Annotated in this window: 20 protein-coding genes; 14 read left to right on the forward strand and 6 right to left on the reverse strand. The window is 49.8% G+C overall.

The window, feature by feature from the left end; translation table 11 throughout:
- Positions 1 to 11 precede the first annotated feature (11 nt).
- Entirely contained in the window at positions 12 to 1,640 is a 1,629-nt protein-coding gene (locus H6F72_RS01310; RefSeq protein WP_190431228.1) for an insulinase family protein, read from the reverse strand.
- Here H6F72_RS01310 and H6F72_RS01315 point away from each other — a divergent pair.
- Positions 1,639 to 1,800 (forward strand): hypothetical protein, encoded by a 162-nt coding sequence (locus H6F72_RS01315; protein WP_190431229.1) that lies wholly within the window; start codon positions 1,639 to 1,641, stop codon positions 1,798 to 1,800. The two genes, H6F72_RS01310 and H6F72_RS01315, sit on opposite strands and share 2 nt — an antisense overlap.
- Before the next feature lie 99 nt (positions 1,801 to 1,899).
- On the opposite strand, the gene H6F72_RS01320 is transcribed toward H6F72_RS01315, so the two are convergent.
- A complete protein-coding gene (locus H6F72_RS01320) occupies positions 1,900 to 2,193 on the reverse strand; it encodes a hypothetical protein (protein ID WP_190431230.1) in 294 nt (97 codons plus the stop codon).
- Between the two features lie 322 nt (positions 2,194 to 2,515).
- On the opposite strand from H6F72_RS01320, the gene H6F72_RS01325 reads away from it, so the two are divergent.
- The 4 genes from H6F72_RS01325 to plsY are packed head-to-tail and all read left to right on the forward strand — an operon-like array spanning position 2,516 to position 5,604.
- The gene (locus H6F72_RS01325) at positions 2,516 to 3,313 is read left to right on the forward strand and encodes an MlaE family lipid ABC transporter permease subunit (RefSeq protein WP_190431231.1); all 798 of its coding nucleotides are present in this window, start codon (positions 2,516 to 2,518) and stop codon (positions 3,311 to 3,313) included.
- A 50-nt stretch (positions 3,314 to 3,363) separates the two neighbouring features.
- Positions 3,364 to 3,762: a DUF3119 family protein gene (locus H6F72_RS01330; protein WP_190431232.1), complete on the forward strand. Its 399-nt coding sequence runs from the start codon at positions 3,364 to 3,366 to the stop codon at positions 3,760 to 3,762.
- A gap of 25 nt (positions 3,763 to 3,787) precedes the next feature.
- Entirely contained in the window at positions 3,788 to 4,864 is a 1,077-nt protein-coding gene (locus H6F72_RS01335) for a DUF3086 domain-containing protein (RefSeq protein WP_190431233.1), read from the forward strand.
- 44 nt (positions 4,865 to 4,908) lie between these two features.
- A complete protein-coding gene (gene plsY / locus H6F72_RS01340) occupies positions 4,909 to 5,604 on the forward strand; it encodes a glycerol-3-phosphate 1-O-acyltransferase PlsY (RefSeq protein WP_190431234.1) in 696 nt (231 codons plus the stop codon).
- Here the strand turns inward: plsY and H6F72_RS01345 are convergent.
- From H6F72_RS01345 to crtO, 4 genes are all read right to left on the reverse strand, one after another.
- Complete coding sequence (locus H6F72_RS01345) at positions 5,601 to 5,897, reverse strand: hypothetical protein (RefSeq protein WP_190431235.1); 297 nt, start codon at positions 5,895 to 5,897, stop codon at positions 5,601 to 5,603. The two genes, plsY and H6F72_RS01345, sit on opposite strands and share 4 nt — an antisense overlap.
- A 175-nt stretch (positions 5,898 to 6,072) precedes the next feature.
- Positions 6,073 to 6,444, reverse strand: coding sequence for a hypothetical protein (locus tag H6F72_RS01350; RefSeq protein ID WP_190431236.1), 372 nt, complete (start codon positions 6,442 to 6,444; stop codon positions 6,073 to 6,075).
- 108 nt (positions 6,445 to 6,552) lie between these two features.
- Complete coding sequence (locus H6F72_RS01355) at positions 6,553 to 7,686, reverse strand: saccharopine dehydrogenase family protein (protein ID WP_190431237.1); 1,134 nt, start codon at positions 7,684 to 7,686, stop codon at positions 6,553 to 6,555.
- A 165-nt stretch (positions 7,687 to 7,851) separates the two neighbouring features.
- Positions 7,852 to 9,546: a beta-carotene ketolase CrtO gene (crtO, locus tag H6F72_RS01360; RefSeq protein WP_190431238.1), complete on the reverse strand. Its 1,695-nt coding sequence runs from the start codon at positions 9,544 to 9,546 to the stop codon at positions 7,852 to 7,854.
- A gap of 654 nt (positions 9,547 to 10,200) precedes the next feature.
- Here crtO and H6F72_RS01365 point away from each other — a divergent pair.
- From H6F72_RS01365 to H6F72_RS01405, 9 genes are all read left to right on the forward strand, one after another.
- Positions 10,201 to 11,244 (forward strand): hemerythrin domain-containing protein, encoded by a 1,044-nt coding sequence (locus H6F72_RS01365; RefSeq protein WP_190431239.1) that lies wholly within the window; start codon positions 10,201 to 10,203, stop codon positions 11,242 to 11,244.
- 122 nt (positions 11,245 to 11,366) lie between these two features.
- Complete coding sequence (locus tag H6F72_RS01370) at positions 11,367 to 11,843, forward strand: hemerythrin domain-containing protein (RefSeq protein ID WP_190431240.1); 477 nt, start codon at positions 11,367 to 11,369, stop codon at positions 11,841 to 11,843.
- A gap of 139 nt (positions 11,844 to 11,982) precedes the next feature.
- Entirely contained in the window at positions 11,983 to 12,414 is a 432-nt protein-coding gene (locus H6F72_RS01375; protein WP_348252004.1) for a VOC family protein, read from the forward strand.
- A 288-nt stretch (positions 12,415 to 12,702) separates the two neighbouring features.
- The gene (locus H6F72_RS01380; RefSeq protein ID WP_190431241.1) at positions 12,703 to 13,446 is read left to right on the forward strand and encodes a Crp/Fnr family transcriptional regulator; all 744 of its coding nucleotides are present in this window, start codon (positions 12,703 to 12,705) and stop codon (positions 13,444 to 13,446) included.
- 178 nt (positions 13,447 to 13,624) lie between these two features.
- Positions 13,625 to 14,614 (forward strand): hypothetical protein, encoded by a 990-nt coding sequence (locus H6F72_RS01385; RefSeq protein WP_190431242.1) that lies wholly within the window; start codon positions 13,625 to 13,627, stop codon positions 14,612 to 14,614.
- 53 nt (positions 14,615 to 14,667) lie between these two features.
- Positions 14,668 to 14,895 (forward strand): hypothetical protein, encoded by a 228-nt coding sequence (locus H6F72_RS01390; protein ID WP_199298817.1) that lies wholly within the window; start codon positions 14,668 to 14,670, stop codon positions 14,893 to 14,895.
- Position 14,896: 1 nt separating this feature from the next.
- Positions 14,897 to 16,516 (forward strand): polyamine aminopropyltransferase, encoded by a 1,620-nt coding sequence (locus H6F72_RS01395; RefSeq protein WP_190431243.1) that lies wholly within the window; start codon positions 14,897 to 14,899, stop codon positions 16,514 to 16,516.
- Positions 16,517 to 16,532: 16 nt separating this feature from the next.
- Entirely contained in the window at positions 16,533 to 17,138 is a 606-nt protein-coding gene (locus H6F72_RS01400; protein WP_190431244.1) for a DUF4178 domain-containing protein, read from the forward strand.
- Positions 17,139 to 17,192: 54 nt separating this feature from the next.
- The gene (locus H6F72_RS01405) at positions 17,193 to 17,564 is read left to right on the forward strand and encodes an S-adenosylmethionine decarboxylase family protein (RefSeq protein ID WP_190431245.1); all 372 of its coding nucleotides are present in this window, start codon (positions 17,193 to 17,195) and stop codon (positions 17,562 to 17,564) included.
- Positions 17,565 to 17,665 lie beyond the last annotated feature (101 nt).

Below are 17,665 nucleotides of genomic sequence, written 5' to 3' on the forward strand. Positions count from 1 at the left end.
CCATCAGGTAGTTATGAAGTTTGAGGTAACAGCCGTCCGATGGTGCGGTTTTCGGGGCGGAAGGTTTCCCGGGCCACTCGTTGAATATCAGCGGGCGTGACTGCCGCGATCGCATCCAATTCTTCAAACAAATTCCGCCAACTACCCGTTTTGACTTCGTATTCCAACAGTAGGCTGGCCATGCCAGAGTTGGAGGTGAGCGATCGCAGTAAGCCAGCGCGTGACTGGGTTTTAACGCGATCGAGTTCTTCCGCAGAGACGGGTTCTGTTTTCAGCCGTTCAATTTCTGAGCGCAAGCTGGTTGCCACCTCATCAACGGTATGGTTGGGGGCAGTCAGGGCATAAAACAGCATCAAGCTGGGATATTTATCACCGGGAAAACCGCTAAACCCTTGAGCCGAGAGCGCAATCTGCTGCTTTTCTACCAATGACTTGTAAAGCCTCGAAGTGCGTCCGTCACTCAAGATGCTACCAATCATCTGATAAACCACATGATCGGGATGGTTCATCGCGGGTTGGTGGTAACCCTCTAGATACCAAGGCTGTGAGAGTAAGCGCACCGTCACTTCTTTGGTTTTGGTTTGGGGTGGCTCCACTACCGTTAGCTTGGGTGGCGCGGAACGAGCTTTGTAACGGCCAAAGTAAGTTTGGGCTAGGCGTTTTACTTCTGACGGATTCACGTCCCCCACCACGGCAATGGTTAGGTTGTTGGGGACATAATAGGTGTCAAAAAATTGGGCAATATCTTGGCGTGTCAGGTTTTTGAGATCTTCCGGGTAACCAATGACAGGCCGACGGTAGGGGTGCTTGTCGTAGGCAGCATCTAGAAAAGTTTCGATCATTTGGCCGATCGGTGAGTTGTCCACTCGCATCCGCCGCTCTTCCAAAATCACGTCTTTTTCTTTGTAGAACTCACGAAACACGGGTTCTAAAAAGCGCTCCGACTCCAGCGACATCCACAGTTCTAGCTTGTTAGCTGGAAAACTGTAGAAGTAGCGGGTGGCATCTGAAGAGGTAGTGGCGTTGAGGCCCACTCCTCCGGCTTGCTCGACAATACGGCCATACTCGTTCTGTTGAACGTAGCTGACTGCTTCAGCCTCAGCCTTCTCAAAAGCTTGCTTGAGCTGAGCCACTTTAGCGGAATTTTTCGCAGCTTCAGCAGCCCTGATTTGCTTGGCTAAGGTATCTAGGCGATCGAGTACTGCTTTTTCTGCCCGATAGTTCTTGCTGCCGATGCGTTGTGTACCTTTGAAGGCCAAATGCTCTAGAAAATGGGCGACTCCAGTTTTGCCATCTGGTTCGTCGGCTCCTCCAACATCAGCATAGGTAAGGAACGAAACCACGGGGGCTTGGTGCCGCTCCAGCACGATAAACTTCAAGCCATTCTCAAGCCGAAACTCAGTCACCCGATCCATGACTCGACCCAGATAGGGCTGAATAGAAGGAGCAGGTGCGGGAGTCTTAGCCTCAGTTTGGGGGGTGGCCGCAAAGGCTCCACTAGGTAGCATGGCCCAACTCAGCAGGAGGCTAGCCAAACCGATCGCGATCGCTTGTGGCCACTGGCGCGGTCCTAACCGTGGGATCGGCTGTGGTTTGACGAGCGATGTCAAAACTCGAAAAATTTGATTGAACTGAATCATGAACTTTGAAGCGAACAGCACTGATCTACAGGATAAAGACTGCTCAGCCATCTCGTTCGTTTCCACCGCATCTCGGCCCAAAAACTCAGTTTCAGTTTTTACGGATATAGTTGCGATCGCCGTGAAAAGATTTGATAACTTACAACGCCGAATCCCGTAACTTCAGCGAGATCAAGCGAAGCTAGAAATAGCAATTAGGTTTGCGTGACGTTCCGCCCAGCCATTTGGTTGGGCTTTCTGCTGGCTAGCATCACAGAGCTTAATGGTTGCGGAGATTTTGGTAGCGGTAGAAGTTAAAGGTGTCGAATAAGCCGCCAACTAGACCGCAGACGAAGCCAATAATCACGAGACCTTGAAATGGCTGCCCACTGCCGAATGTAGCCAAAAACTGTAAAACCTGCTTAACTCCCGTTGCCCCAACCGACTCTAACAAGGGGACGAAGCCTAGTAAAGAGAGACCGATTAAAATAGCTCCCACTAAGATCAGAGGAGCAGTGAAGCTCAAAACACTTGTCAGCAGTAGCGAACGGAGAAAAGGGGTTAAAATACTCATGCAGGGAAGGATACTCCGGTGGGACTGACAATGAGTATGGGGTAAGCATACTTACTGGTTTCTACAATAATCGCGATCGCTCTAATTAAAAGTAGATTTCAAAAATCTTAAATCTTCATTAAAAAGGTTGTTGAAGAACTGTGGCCGATCCCGCCATTTGATTGAGGCGATCGCTCAGAAACTTAACACTGCTTCATTAGATTGAGTGGGGTTTCACCTTTCAGTCAGGCATTTTCTGACTGTAGTTCTCGAATCATGCTCTACCCGAATCAGGATCTATCGGCTTATTCTGGATAAGGTTGTTGCCTGTTACATCCTCCCATTGAGCGAAACGACACCCGGTTCCAATTTTGGTTTATGGACTCAGCGATTGCTGGCAGCGGTTCTGCTAGGTGGACAAGTTCTCATCCATCTCCTAGCCGGTAAGATTCACCGTCGCAACACCCTCGATCAGATGGCAGTGGCGGGTCCAGATTCTCTGATGATTGCCCTCGTTACAGCTGCTTTTGTCGGCATGGTGTTCACGATTCAGGTAGCGCGTGAGTTTATTACCTTCGGAGCGAGTAATGCTGTCGGAGGCGTCCTAGCCTTATCTCTCGCTCGCGAACTAGCGCCAGTTCTGACTGCGGTGGTATTGGCAGGGCGAGTTGGTTCTGCGTTTGCGGCAGAAATCGGCACGATGCAAGTGACTGAGCAGATTGATGCGCTTTACGTTCTCAAAACTGACCCGATTGATTACTTAGTTATTCCGCGCGTGATTGCCTGCTGCCTAATGCTGCCAATTTTAACTCTCATGTCTTTTGTGACTGGCATGGCAGGCGGCTTATTGATTGCGACGAATCTCTACGACCTCTCGCAGTCCACCTTTCTCAACTCAGCCCGGAATTTTTTAGATGTGGGCGATTTACTGAGTTCTGTGATTAAGTCAGTTGTGTTTGGGGCGCTGATTGCAGTCATTGGTACGAGTTGGGGCCTGACTACTACAGGCGGTGCTAAAGGGGTAGGGCAATCTACAACTACCGCAGTGGTGACAGCGCTATTAGCAATCTTTATCTCTAACTTTTTTCTGTCCTGGCTGCTGTTTCGGGGCACAGGTAGTGCAGTGCTGGAAGGGTTGTAAAGCCGCAACCCCTTAGAATAGTAGTGCACTCAACAAGAGGGTTAGCACCTGTGACTGCCACTCCTGCTTCCAACCAATCCACTTCTGTCGTGGAGCTATCGCCTAGCTACGTTTTGCCAGTGGTCCTGGTTTTGGGTGCGGTGCCGCTTTTGCTAGTTCAAGTTTGGGTTGGCTTGGCGATCGCGCTATTTGGCCTATTCTTGCTGTTCCAAGCCGTCACACTGCGCCTACGTTTTACTTCTACCGATTTAGACATTTATCGTGGTGAAACATTAATTCGCCGTTTCGCTTACCAAGATTGGCAAAACTGGCAGATCTTTTGGCCTCAGGTACCCATTTTGTTTTACTTCAAGGAAGTGCAGAGTATTCACTTTCTGCCCATCTTGTTTGACCCTAAAATGCTGCAAACTTGTTTAGAACAACATTGCCCCAAAGCGAATTCCAACTAAGAAATATAGTTTGTGATAATTTCCTATGAACTCAGACGAACTTCCAACGCCAGAACCCACCTTTGAAGTCAAGCTATCTCCGCAGCCGTTGAACTTTGGGGACGCGATCGCCGAGATAGGGCCGAATGGTACCGCAGACCCAGCCCAAAGAGTGGCTGAGTTGGAGCGTCGAGAGCAAGCGTTACAACAAGAGATCCAAGCCCTGCAAGCAACCTTAAAGCAGCAACAAGACGAACTAGCAGAAACCCAGGCCACAATGGGGCGCTTGGTGCAAGAAGGGCTGCGGGAATTAGAGCAGCGCAAGCAGACGCTACAAATTGCTGTAGAGCAGTTGGAGCGACGGCAAGAGCGCGTTCGGACCGAAATGCGAACCACCTTTGCGGGCGTGTCTCAAGACCTAGCAATTCGGGTGCAAGGATTCAAAGATTATTTAGTGGGTAGCCTGCAAGACTTAGTCAATGCAGCTGAAGAACTGGAACTCGTACCTGAAGCAGAAGAAGCTCCAGTAGCGGTGGTGACGGAAACAAAGTCAGCAGAGCGCCAAGCTGCCCCCAATCCGCAGTTCGCGGAGCAATCTTTTCAAGACCAAACCAAGCAAATTCGTAGCTTACTCGATCGCTATCGCAACTCACCCGACTACTATGGGCCACCGTGGCAGTTGCGACGCACCTTTGAGCCGGTCCATGCTGAGCGGGTGTCCAACTGGTTTTTTACCCAAGGGGGCCGCGGAGCACTGCGGACAATGGGCAGCCGCTTACAAAATATTTTGGTTTCTGCTGCCATTGTTTCCATTTTGCGTCGGCTGTACGGCAACCGCGTCCGCACTCTGATCTTGGCTAATACCCCGGAACGATTGGGCGAGTGGCGACGCGGTTTGCAAGATTGCTTAGGCATCTCTCGCGCTGACTTTGGTCCAGAGCAAGGCATTGTGCTATTTGAAGCGCCAGAGCCGCTGATTCAAAAAGCCGATCGCTTGGTCCAAGAAAATCAATTGCCGCTGATCATTGTGGATGACACAGAAGACCAAATTAGCTTGTCTCTATTGCAGTTTTCCCTGTGGTTGGCTTTTGCACCGGACCCTCAAATGCCAAGATTTTTCTAGAGACTGAATGAGTTTGCAATCTGAACGGGTGAGGGGAAAGAGGCATGGCACTTTGGCTAGCGGTGAACGCGATTCTGTTAGGGGTGGCTTATCTTTTGGGGTCAGTTCCACCAGGGTACTTAGCAGGTCGTTTGCTCAAAGGCATTGATATTCGAGAGCATGGTTCTGGCTCTACAGGCGCTACCAATGTCTTACGGACTTTAGGCAAGGGTCCAGCGATCGCAGTCTTGCTGATTGACATCTTGAAGGGAGTTCTCGCGATCGCCTTGGTGCGTTGGTGCTATTCCTTAGCACAAACCCAAGCACTCGCAACAGCAGCAGGCAGCGTCGCAAGTGGCTCAGCCTTGGATTGGATGGTGACGCTAGCGGGTCTGGCGGCGCTACTGGGACATAGCAAATCAATTTGGCTCAAGTTCACAGGTGGTAAATCAGTAGCGACTGGTTTAGGGGTGTTGCTGGCACTGTCTTGGCAAGTCGGTTTGTCCACCTTCGCCGTTTTTGGTGTGGTGATGGCAGTTTCGCGAATTGTCTCGCTCAGCTCTATTACAGCGGCGATCGCGGTGTTGGTGTTTATGGTGCTGCTCGGCCAACCTTTGCCTTACCAGTTGTTTGCGATCGCGGGTGGCTTGTATGTAGTGCTGCGGCACCGCGCTAATATTCAGCGACTATTGGCAGGGACCGAACCTAGAATTGGGCAGAAACTAGCTTCAGAGTCAGAGCAAGGGTTGGAGAGCAACTAGTTATTGTAACGACCCCATTTGAGTAAGGCAGTCACGATATAGAGCACGATCGCGGAGCCAATAATGGCAGGGATAATGGGCACACCTTCAATCCGCCACTCTAAAAATCCGAAGCTGAGATTGTATTGCCGCTTCAAGAGGTTGGTGGTCCATTCACCCAGCCACACCCCTGCCAACCCGATGATGAGCAAACCGAAGATCTTGCCGGGGATTTGGCGAGGAATCAGCATGTTACCCACGCCAGCACACACCATTGCAATGACAAGTTGTACAAACAAACGAGAGATATCCATTCCAGCCTCTCTGGTAACTTCTGATAAATATGTGTATCTAAGCTACCACTGGCCATCCTGAAACTAGAAAAAGTAGCCAAAATGTAGAGGAGGTGCCTGCCAAAGGCACCTCCTCTAAACTTAAAACGCTATCCTATAACCGAAAAACGACCACCGAAAAGGGAAATGAACGCGATTACTTCTGACCCGTTACTTTGCTAACTAGGTTGCGAGTACGATCAATTTTCTTCTCCAAGCCACTAGTTTCGGGGACAGCTTCTTGGTCAGGCTTGATCTCCCTAGTGTAGGGATCTTTCATCTTGGTTGGGTCTTGGCCTTCTTGTTGGCGGCGTTGATATTCCTCTTCCCGAATGCCTGTGCCAGCGCGGATACTATAGGCCCGGTCTATCTTCTCTTCAGGGGTTAAAGTGTTGCTGGTGCTGGCAGAAGCGTAGCTAGGTTGCTGTAAAAAGGCTAATGAGCCACCTAGACTAATTAACGTAATCAATCCCAAAACTAGGACTTGTTGCAGTAGGGCTTTCCCTAACTTCAAGAAAATTCCTGGCATTAAAATTCCCTCATAATCTATTAACTCAGGCTGAAAGGCATCCTACAAGCCAGCGATCGCACTGCCTTCTGTCAGAGGGAACATTCTGGCTATACAAAGCATCTTGCCCTATGCTTTTGGGCTATTGGATTGGATAGGTTCCCAGGACTGGTGAATCTTGAGACCTCGACTTTCCATGATCTGCTCAAATAAGTCGGTGGGTAGGGCTTGTTCTACAGGCCAAACGCCTGGTTTCTTGAGTTTGCCCGCCAACATCAGCTCCGCCAAAGTCCCTGTGCCATACCCTGCTGCGATCGCCGTATTTTCGTGAACTAAAGTAGAGCAACAACGAACCGCCTCGCCTGCTTTTTGACCCGTGACTTCAGAGCGAATAGCGACACCAATGCCACTAAAGCGATCGGTAAAATCGGTCATACGATGGCTGACCTGAGACAAAAACTCAATCACCGCAGAGTTCCGCAGCCAGCTAGAAGGCCACCAGTGGGCAACGCTCCAAGTGAGATAGTTATAAAAATCTGGGACAGTCCCAAACTTCGTGACTACAGTTTTCACTTCAGGGAAGGTGTCGGGCAGCGTAAAGGCTTCGGGCATGTCAAACCAGTAAACCCCAGTTCGCCCGTAAGGTGCCGGAAACTGAATGGCTTCGCGATCGCTATAAGGCTTGATTTCCTGCCATTCGTTATCTCTCCACACCTCAAAGGGACGGCGCAGACCTAAAAACGTGGTTCGCATCACCGTAATGCCAGCACCTCCCGATCCACCCACCACATAGCTTAAGTGGATGCGCTCCGGTTGGTCTAACTGCTCGACGTCCCGGCGCACCATGCTGTTGGAGATGCCTGGAAAAATTCCAGTATTCACGATCGCGGTGACGCCTGCGGCTGCGGCTTCTGCCTTGTAATCCACCGCTTTGCAGGTAAAGGAGCGATGATCACTCACATCGAGATAATCCACGCCCAGCTCAATACAGGTTTTGAGCACACTGGCATCGCGATAGGGAAAAGGCCCTGCACAGTGGATGACCAATTGGGATTGGCCGATCGCCTCTCGGACTCTATCGGATTCTGCTAAGTCAAGCGCTAGAAACTGGACCTGCGGACCTAAGCGATCGCCAACCGCTTGTCCAGCGATCGCATCTCGCCCAGTAATCGTAATCTGAGCTTGTGTATGAGCTGCAATATCTGCTGCCACACTGCTGCCGATCCGCCCACTGCCACCGAGAATTAAAATTTGCTCCGTCATCAACCCAACACAAATCAACTCAGCAAAGGGACACAGCCCCGTTTTTATAGTTCACCAGCTTCACCGAGTTTCTACCTCAGTAGTGGGAACGACCTTTTTCTCTACTTAAAGACTGAACTATCGAATTTCCCCTTCCCTATGAGAGAAGGGGCGAGGGATGAGGTCTTAAGACATCCGAAACACTGATTTCGCGACTGACTTGAGAGAATTACCCGCATCAGAGATAGCTGATGCGAACGGTTGTTGAGCGTGGATGAAGACACGGGCACAGTTACGCCCAGGCATCCCAGAAATAGATCCACCCGGATGCGTCCCTGCTCCAGTCAGGAACAGCCCGTCAATCGGTGTTTTGTAGTTTGCCAGCTCTGGAAGCGGGCGGAAGAACACCATTTGATCAAGGGTCATGTCGATGTGGTAGTAGTTGCCCTTGTAAGAGCCTAAGCGCTCTCCTAATTCAGCAGGGCTTTCTACCCGACGGGCAATGACAGAGTGTTTCAGATTGGGAGAGTAGTCTGCCAGTTTTTCCACACAGCGATCGGCCACTTTGTTTTTTAGCTCATCCGTCCACCCGGTACCGCGTAGCCCAGTGCCTTCTGCACCATGAATTTGGTAAGGGGCAAAGAACTCGATCCAGACTGTATGTTTGCCTTCAGGAGCTAGTGAGGGGTCGAGCATTGAGGGCATGACCACATACATGGATGGGTCAGAATCGGGGATATTGCCCACGCTCGCTTCACTGTGAGCCATTTCTACATGCCTGACAGAATCGGCAATCAAAATCGAACCGATCGAGTATTCATCTTGATGGTTATAGCGCTCAAATCGTAATGGCTCCGAGAGAGCGAGGTCAATCTTGAGGATTGTTTCGTTGTTGTTGACAATCCGCCGCTCCAGACGCTCCCGTAATTCCGGATCAGCACTATCCACATCCGAGTGATCCATACATTGCAGGAATAGCCGCTTCGCATCAATGTTGGAAATCACGCCTTTGGTGGCTCTGTATTCGGTGCCACCCGCCACCCGAACGCCCACCGCTTTCCCGTCATCGATCAAGACTTTTTCTACATGCTGATCGGTCAGGACTTTACCGCCCAAGCTAGTCACTAAATTCAACAGAGCTTTGACTAAGGCCCCAGTGCCGCCTTTGGGCCGAGCCATACCGGGGTTGTGGCGCATTGCCATCATGATCGCGCCTACCGCATTAGTCTTTTGGGAAACGGGAGTACCCAACTCGGCAGCTAATCGAGCCAGAGGAGCCTTCAAAAACTCAGAATCAAACCACTCGTTGAGAATGTCTTCCGCGCTGGTGAGCATCGTGCGGATAAAGTCCAGCGTCTTGTTGGTAGAGCCAATGACAGAAAATAGGTCTTTCATCTTTTTGATGTCGTAGTTGCCCACGATATCAATGATGGATTTGGGTGGCGCATTGAAAATCGGTACCATCGAGCCAATGACCCGCTGCCAGAAATCTGTGTACTCCGCATACTTCTGTGCATCTCGTTCACTGTAGCGAGCAATCTCTGCACAAGTCTTTTCAACCGAGCGATGGCCTAAAAAGTATTTGCCGTCAGGGTGAGGACAGAATACGACCGGATCGCAGTAGAGGTACTCCAAGCCATATTTTTCTAGTTCCAGTTCCTCTACAACCGGACCTAAGTGGATAAATTCATGGTCGATCGCGCAGAGATTGAACTGAAAACCAGGAGCTTCTTTAGGTAAAGCTTCTTCCGTGGTTGCTGCGCCACCCGGCACAGACCGCTTTTCCAATAGGAGAACGCTATAGCCCGCTTTGAGTAGGTAAGCAGCACAGACCAAACCATTGTGGCCTGCACCAATAATGACAACGTCGTATGTTTCCATGAAATGAAGCTCCGAAGGCGTAATCCTAAATCAATCAAGTAGGTGGGATAACAGCTTAGGTTTAGACTCAGTTTTGGACCCAGTTTTGGGCTGACTTTTGGGCTTAGGTTTGGCGATCGCGTTAGTTCAGTCTCGTCCATCAGCTTTCGCTAACCTTTGGCCTCAGCACCAAATCGAAAATCGCATAGAGCTAAGCCACAAACCGCACCAGCCGTCTTTAGACGGAAGTGCACGATCTAAACAGACTCTAAGAAGCTGTTAGGAGAAAACTAATTAAGTTAATCAAAAAATAACTTTTTATAGTTTATGAATTTTAGCCTGACAAGAAGTATCAGCAAAAGAATATAGATTTTTCGAAGTGATTCTATACCTTTGGGTGGATGACGGAACTAATTATATTTATCAAATCTTTGAATGTTTCTTGAATATTAATAAAAACTAGCTTTAGATTGCTGCTGACCTGAAAATTTATAACTTTAGTTATTCTGCCAATTCTAACTAGATATGCTAACCTTTGTGCAACACCAAATCAAAGGTTTCTTCCTACTGAAACAGCCTTTTTTATCAGCCGGGAGAAGGATGAACCTGGCTAACCGCCTGAGTAATCTCAGAGATAGTTCCGATCCTAATGATTACTAGCAGGAGAGTTTAGAAATGGTAACAACGCTTGACGATACAAAGCGGATGATGATTGGTACCAAGCTAGCTGATATTAAAGCTCTTCAAGAGCTGGTCATCGCTAATGAGCAAAGATTCATCAGCGAAATCAATGACCAAGATATTCGTCATCGTTTCCAAGAGATGCTCAAAGATGACCAGAAGAACATGGGCGTCTTGGAAACCGTAATTGTGCAGTACGGTATTAAGTCTGAGCCTAAGCAAACCATCCGTCAGTTCGTTGACAAGTTACAAGAATTGATGGGCGGTTCTGAGCTAAGCATTTTTGAGAAAGTGTTCCAGCATGAACTACTTAAGCATCAACTAGTGATGAGCGGAGTGGTCGTCCACAAAGCGGCTCAGAAAGTCGGCGCTGACGTTGAACTCGCCATCACTCCCCTCAACACCGTCAACTTTGAAAACCGGGCGCACCAAGAGCAACTCAAGGGCGTACTAGAAGTGCTAGGTGTGCGTGAACTCACCGGACAAGAAGCGGATCAAGGTCTGTGGGCACGGGTACAAGATGCCGTTGCTGCTCTCTCTGGTGTAGCGGGCAGCGTGATCACTCAGAACTCGGATAAATCTGACCTGAACATCCAAGATGTGATCCGTTTAGACCACAACAAGACCAACACTCTGTTTACCGAAATCCTAGGTTCTAACGATCCTCAAAAGATCCAAGAGTACTTTGGTCAGCTTTACAAAGACTTGAGCGTTCATGCTGAAGCAGAAGAGCGGGTAGTTTATCCTGCTGTGCGTCCCTTCTACGGTCAGAATGACACTCAGGAGCTATACGACGAGCAAGCTGAGATGAAGCGCAAGCTTGAAGAAATCAAGGCTCTCAGCCCTGCTTCTTCCGAGTTTAAGGATAAAGTGCGCCAGTTGATGGAAGCGGTGGGCGACCACATCCGTCAAGAAGAGAGCACTATGTTTGCGGCAATTCGCAACAACCTCAGCAGCGATCAGTCTGAGCAATTGGCAACTCAGTTTAAGGCTGCTAAGAGCCAACTTCAAGATCAAATGTCTGCTTCTAAGAAGTAGTTATTAACTGCATTTGAATCATTATCTGTTTAGCAAACCTCAATAACCTCAATGTTCCCACCACTGTAGTGGTGGGAATTTTCTAAGTTTTGCAAGTAGCAACATCCAAGGAGTTGCAAGTGATGGCTAAGGACAAGAACCAAAACATTCTGGATTTAATTGCTACTGACCACCGCAAAGTTGAGCAGATCTTTTCTCAAATTGAGAGTGCGTCTAATTTAGAGCAGTTATATCGATACTTCAACCAGCTCTATAAGGAAGTCAATTTGCATGCGCGGGCCGAAGAACTTGTTTTCTACCCTGGGCTGAGAGAGTACGAGGATACAGATGCAATGATCGCCGAAGCAGAATCAGAGCATGAAGAGGCGGCTGCACTTTTAGAAGAAATTAAAGCCCTTAGCCCTGACTCAGCCGAGTTCAAAGAAAAAATTGCTGAACTGAAGAAAGCTATTCTGCACCACGTGCAGGAAGAAGAGTCAGAAGTATTTGAGACTGCGCGAGATGGCATGGATGAGCAGCAACTCAAGCAGCTAGGCCAAGAGTTTCAGGAAGCCAAAACTAAACTTGAAGATGAGGTCGTAGAAGCCGCTTCTCTCTAAAGCTGCGAAGCAACTGGGCGATCGCCTAGTTAAACCGCCAATTGAGTTGATTACCTAAGTTGAAATTCCAGCAAAGCCAAAGAATTTAGCAAGTTGGTAATATCCCCTTATAGGGTTCGATCGCCGTATGAAGCGTTGAGTGCAACGCCTCGTGCGGTTTAATTTTTTGAGAAAACGAGTAGGTTGGGTAGATGATAAGAAAATGATGCGTTGCCAAACTGCTTGGGTCACGATCGCTGCCACTGATTTCGATCGCTTGCTGGAGTTTTATCGCCAATTCTTGCAGCAAGACCCTCAGCTTCTGTTGCCAAATGTCTATGCTGAGTTTCGGCTTCCGGGGTTAAAGTTAGGAATTTTTAAGCCGAAAACTAGCCATCAATCAGAGTTTCAAGCTCCAGAACATAGTGCCATGAGTTTGTGTTTGGAGGTGGAAGATTTAGACACAGCGATCGCTCAATTAGAGGCGATCGCTGCTCCTCCCCTAGGTGAAATCATTGTGGCTACTCATGGGCGTGAAATCTACGCTTACGACCCGGAAGGGAATCGTTTGATTTTGCATCAAACTATTTAGACAATAGATGAAACCGAGTCTAGGTAAGGCTCAGCGAAGGCAGATGTAATAGGCGATCGCGGCCGTTAATCACTATAGAACTGTATAGGCGATCACACAGAGGGTAATATTACCAGGGCCAGTTTTGCTACGGTGATAGTTAGATTAAGAGTGATTACTATGTGCTTCACCAACGCCATTTACTTCGATCAAAGTTAATCGCTTGAATGACACCTTGAATTCAAATGATTCAAGGCTCTAAGTTTGGCTGTCCTTGGCGTCCTGTCACCCTACAACCTCACACAGAAGATGGACTCAACATCGACTCGTCTGCCAAAAGGCCAGCAAATTCAAAATCGCTTGCTGGCTAAATTACCCAGTCAAGAGCTGGAACTTCTGCGTCCTCACCTAGAGGAGATTGAGCTGACTCATGGTCAACCCCTGATTCTGCCCTATGAGCCGATTCCCTACATCTACTTTCCGACTACGGCACTCGCTTCTTTAGTGACGGTGTTGGAGGATGGGGCAACTGTAGAGTCTGGTTCGGTTGGCTGTGAAGGCGTTGTGGGTTTGCCTGTCTTCTTAGATGCTGGCATCACTCCGATGCAGAACATGGTCCAGATTCCGGGGCAGGGCATCCGAGTTAGGTCAGACATTGCCAAGGCTGCCTTCGATCGCCGGGGAGACTTCTATAGCTTGATTCACCGTTATATCCATACTCTCCTGGTTGTCGCGTCGCAGTCCGCTGCTTGTAACCGCCATCACGCCATAAAAATGCGGCTCAGTCGCTGGCTACTGATGAGTAGTGATGGGGTAGGTTCAGAGGAGTTGGCTTTAACCCAGGAGTTTCTAGCAACGATGCTAGGAGTGAGACGCTCTGGCGTGACAGAAGCAGCTCTACAGCTACAGCAGGAGCAGTTGATTTCCTATGGTCGAGGCAAGATCCGGATTCTAGATCGGAAAAGATTAGAGGCATCATCTTGTGAGTGCTACCAAATGGTTAAGAATGAATTCGCTCGCCTGTTGAGTTTGGAAAGCGATCGCCCACGTTAGCTAGTTGCTAACCGCGTCCTCTATCTCCGCGCTAAAACACTGCGGAAACAGGGCGGCTGCAAATGTATTGGCATTATTAGCAGGAAGCATTCCGACTGGGAACTCTAAATTTTATTAGAGTGCTTTAGCGTGGAGTGCTTTAGTAGCCTTGTGAATCACCGTAAGTTGAGGGAAGCCTATGCCCGTACAAGTGCAAACCCAGCGATCGGGCCGCTTTATGGACCCTTGGCCTTACTTAACCTTGGCTACAGCGGTAGTAATGTTGCTGGCGTTAATCAATGCTGGTTTTGTAGGCAAGACGTTGCTCGCCACGAGCCTGAATGTAGACCCTGAAGAAGCGACAGAACTCCAACCCATTCAGGTTGAAAAAACACCGATTGGCGCATTGCGAATCGACACCGAAGCTACGATTCCAGACAACCAGTGGGTCACCTACGAAATTCAACTGCGCGATCGCCAAGGCAATCTACTCGCCAGCGGGATTAAGCAAGCCTGGAGTGAGTCAGGCACTTGGAATGAGGAAGGCGAATCGGGCACTTGGCAAGAATCCGATTTAACGGGTGGTTTGGATGTCCGCCCTAACCAATCCGAACCCATGACGATCGCGATTCAGGTTTTGGACTATACCAACACTTCCGGGCAAGAAATTGATCAACCTGTGCCGATCACAGTCACAGTGCAGAATGGGGTGGTGGATGGTCGCTATCTCTGGGCTGGGTTGATCGGCACCACTAGTTTAGCCCTGTTGTCGTTAGTCGCTGTTCCGCTTACAGGTGCTCAGGTCATCGAAAAGACTATCCCAGATAGCGATGTGGGCGATCGCGCGGTAATGGGTGGGAGCGATCGCTTGGTGCGGGTCACAGTAGACATTACCTCTGATGAAACTTCTCCGAAAGCATTAGAAGTCGAGTTGTTCGTTAAAGACCAGAACGGTGAGCAGATCTATACCAATTCGTTTCCGGTCAAGCTCAGCTTGTCTAAAGAAAACGGCAAAGTAGATGAAGGCACTGGTACACTCACCGTGTTCTTTCTACTAGAGCCGCGCAGTTCCTATGGCTTCTACGCCGAAGTGGTTCCTGATGGCCCAATTGACAAAACCGAATTAGTCGTTCGGGATGGAGCCAAGACTTTAATTCCTGTTCAGGTGGTTCACCTAAAAACCATTTAACTCAATGTTTGTTGGTCCCTATTTGTTGGTCCCTATAAGTTAGGAATGAGATCATGACTTCTGCATTTGCGATCGCGGCTCTCCTGGTTACAGGTATTACTCTCACCGCTGGGTACACCCAGAGTTCTTCGCTACACCTCCGAGAAGAACGGCAACCGATGTATTGGCCCCGATACGGCACCAGTTTATCGGGTCGCTACCACAACCGCCTTTGGCTGGCTAACCCGGAACGGACCAGCTACGGTGAGTTTCGTGGGGGTGGCCCTGGAGCAGGCAAGTAACATGACATCTCTAGGGCAAGCGACCATGCAGGCTGGGGAGCCAGAAAATCTCAGTCTAAGTCGGCGGCAGCGGCATTTGTTGTTAGCAGCAACGGCGATTTCTTCGAGTTGTGGATTAGCAATTGAACTGCTGCTGGGCACTTTGGCGAGTTACTTAGTTGGCAATCAGGCGCTTGCTTATGGGGTGGCAGTGGGTGGCTTTTTAGCCGCGATGGGAGTTGGGTCTTATTTAAGCCGATTCATTGCCGTTCCTGACTCAGCCAATGAACTAGTAGCAGTTCAGTCAGAGAGCGATCGCCTGCGACAGGAGCAGCAGCAACTCCTAACCACCTTTGCCCAGATTGAACTTGCGATCGCGCCGCTGAGTGCGCTGCTGCCACTAGGGCTATTCATTTTATTTGTGGTCAACGGTCCCGTCTGGATTGGGTTGTTTCTAGTGACGTTGCTGTTGGGCACCCTGGCAGGTTTGGAAGTGCCGCTGCTGACTCGAATCTTGGAGCAAGAGGCGGGAGTACGAGATGCTCTCTCTGGGGTTTTAGCGCTGGATTACTTGGGGGCACTGGTGGGGTCGTTGGCGCTGCCTGTGGTTTTGTTACCCACAGTAGGGATGTTTCCGTCGGCGGCGTTGATTGGGGCGTTACCTGCTCTCATGGTGTTTGCCCTCGGTCGGACTTTCCCCCAACTACGACGTTGGCGGCGCTGGGGTCTAGTGGTTTGTTTTGGCCTCTTTGCCTTGGCTCCGCTGACTGTGCCATTGGGCGATCGCTTGGAAAACACGCTCTACAACGCCCCAGTGATCAGCCGTATTCAGTCGCCTTATCAGCGGATTGTGCTGACTCGCCAAGCAGGAGACGTGCGCTTATTTCTGGATGGAGATTTGCAGTTCTCCACCTTAGATGAGTATCGCTACCACGAAGCTCTGGTGCATCCCGCCATGAGTGCCAGTCGCGATCGCCGTCGAGTACTACTGATGGGCGCAGGAGATGGCTTAGCGCTGCGGGAAGTGCTGAAATGGCCCGAAGTGGAGCGGGTATTGTTAGTTGACCTAGATGCAGCAGTGATTAATTTGGCGCGACGACATCCCTTTCTCGTGCAAGCCAATGCTCACGCTTTGGATGATCCGCGTGTAGAGGTCAGGCAGGCGGATGCTTTCTTAACCGTACCGACGCTGCCCGAAACCTTTGATGTGATTATTGCAGACTTTCCAGACCCCGACCGAGACACACTTGCTAAGCTCTATGCTCAAGGCTTTTATCAACGTTTATTAACCCGCTTAGCGCCTGCTGGAGTATTGGTGACGCAGGCATCGAGTCCCTTTTTTGCCCCGCGAGCCTTTGCCTGTGTCGCCGCAACGCTGGAATCAGTTGGTTTATCGGTGCATCCTTACGTCACGGATGTCCCCAGCTTCGGGCCTTGGGGCTTTGTTTTGGCAATGCGTGCCCCCTTGCAAGCTGCAACGCTGAAGTTACCTGTTGCCACCAAGTTTTTGACGGAACCACTGTTGCAACAACTCTTCCAACTGCCTAAAGATGTGCAACTTGGCAATGTAGAAATCAATCGCTTAGCAAACCCAGTGCTGGTGAAGTATCAAGCTGATCCACGTTGGGCAGCTTATCACTAAGGAAGAGAGGTGGAGGATGATCACATTAGTTTGGCTTGGCGTGATTGCAGTGGTGGTAGTTGGTGTAGTTTTGGTCGTGCGCCAGTCGCAGGGGCGTTTACCCAATCAAGGCGATCGCGCTCAACTACCTTCCCTAGCCCGTACCATCTTCACCTTAGAGGTGGGAGATATTGTGCAATACATGGGCACCGACTGGGTCGTAGAGGGCAAGCTCACCTACGACAGCAACGGCTACACCTGGCTAGAGTACTTGTTGCAAGATGGCGATCGCCTCCGCTGGCTTTCCGTAGAAGAAGATGACCAAGTGGAAGTCAATTTCTTGGAGCCAACCCAAGGTTTAGATATTCCTAGCACGCCTCCCACGCATCTCACGTTTGGCGGTGTGGCTTATCGGCAAGTGGAAGCGGGCACAGCGCGAATGACTCGTGCCGGCACCACCTTAAACCGCCAAGCCGAACAATGCCGCTACTTTGACTACGCCGCCTCTGATGACGCCTCTAACGACCAAGTGCTCTCCGTCGAAGATTGGGAAGGAGGTTTAGAAGTCACAGTCGGAACTCGGATTCGTCCTACGGCTCTGACTCTGCTACCTGGGGATGGTCACCGAGTTTATGGTGCCTAGGTTTCTCCTTTTTTTTAGATTTTTCCCTTTTTTATAGATGATTGGCGATCGCTCATGACCACCTCCACACTTAGCTCTCACCATCTCTCCGCGATTCTTCCGGCTGCCGCCGCTGTATATTACTGGACAGAAGCTGATTTTCTCAGCTTGCTGCAAAGCGTGGTTGGGCAAGTCGGGTTGACGATAGTAGGAGAGCTGGCATTTACCTTTCAGCCCCACGGCATTTCTGCGATCGCCATGCTAGCGGAATCCCATGTGGCTCTGCACTTCTGGCCAGAGAAAGGCAAGGTCACGGTTGACATTCACGTTTGCGATTTTGAGCAAGGCAACCAGATTAAAGCTGAACAATTAGCGCAACTGCTGAGCCTGCAAATTACAGGTGAGAGTTGTGTAGAGCATTGGCACTGTTTGTCGATTACTAGTTAATCCTGTGGTAGGGAAAACTGGGAGGGCTGTTGTGAGTAGATGAATGGGTAGCTTTTTTTACCTCTTTTGGTTGTATGTAAGCCGATTTGAACTTAGGGGGA

Source organism: Trichocoleus sp. FACHB-46 (assembly GCF_014695385.1).
In the GTDB taxonomy this organism is placed as follows: domain Bacteria; phylum Cyanobacteriota; class Cyanobacteriia; order FACHB-46; family FACHB-46; genus Trichocoleus.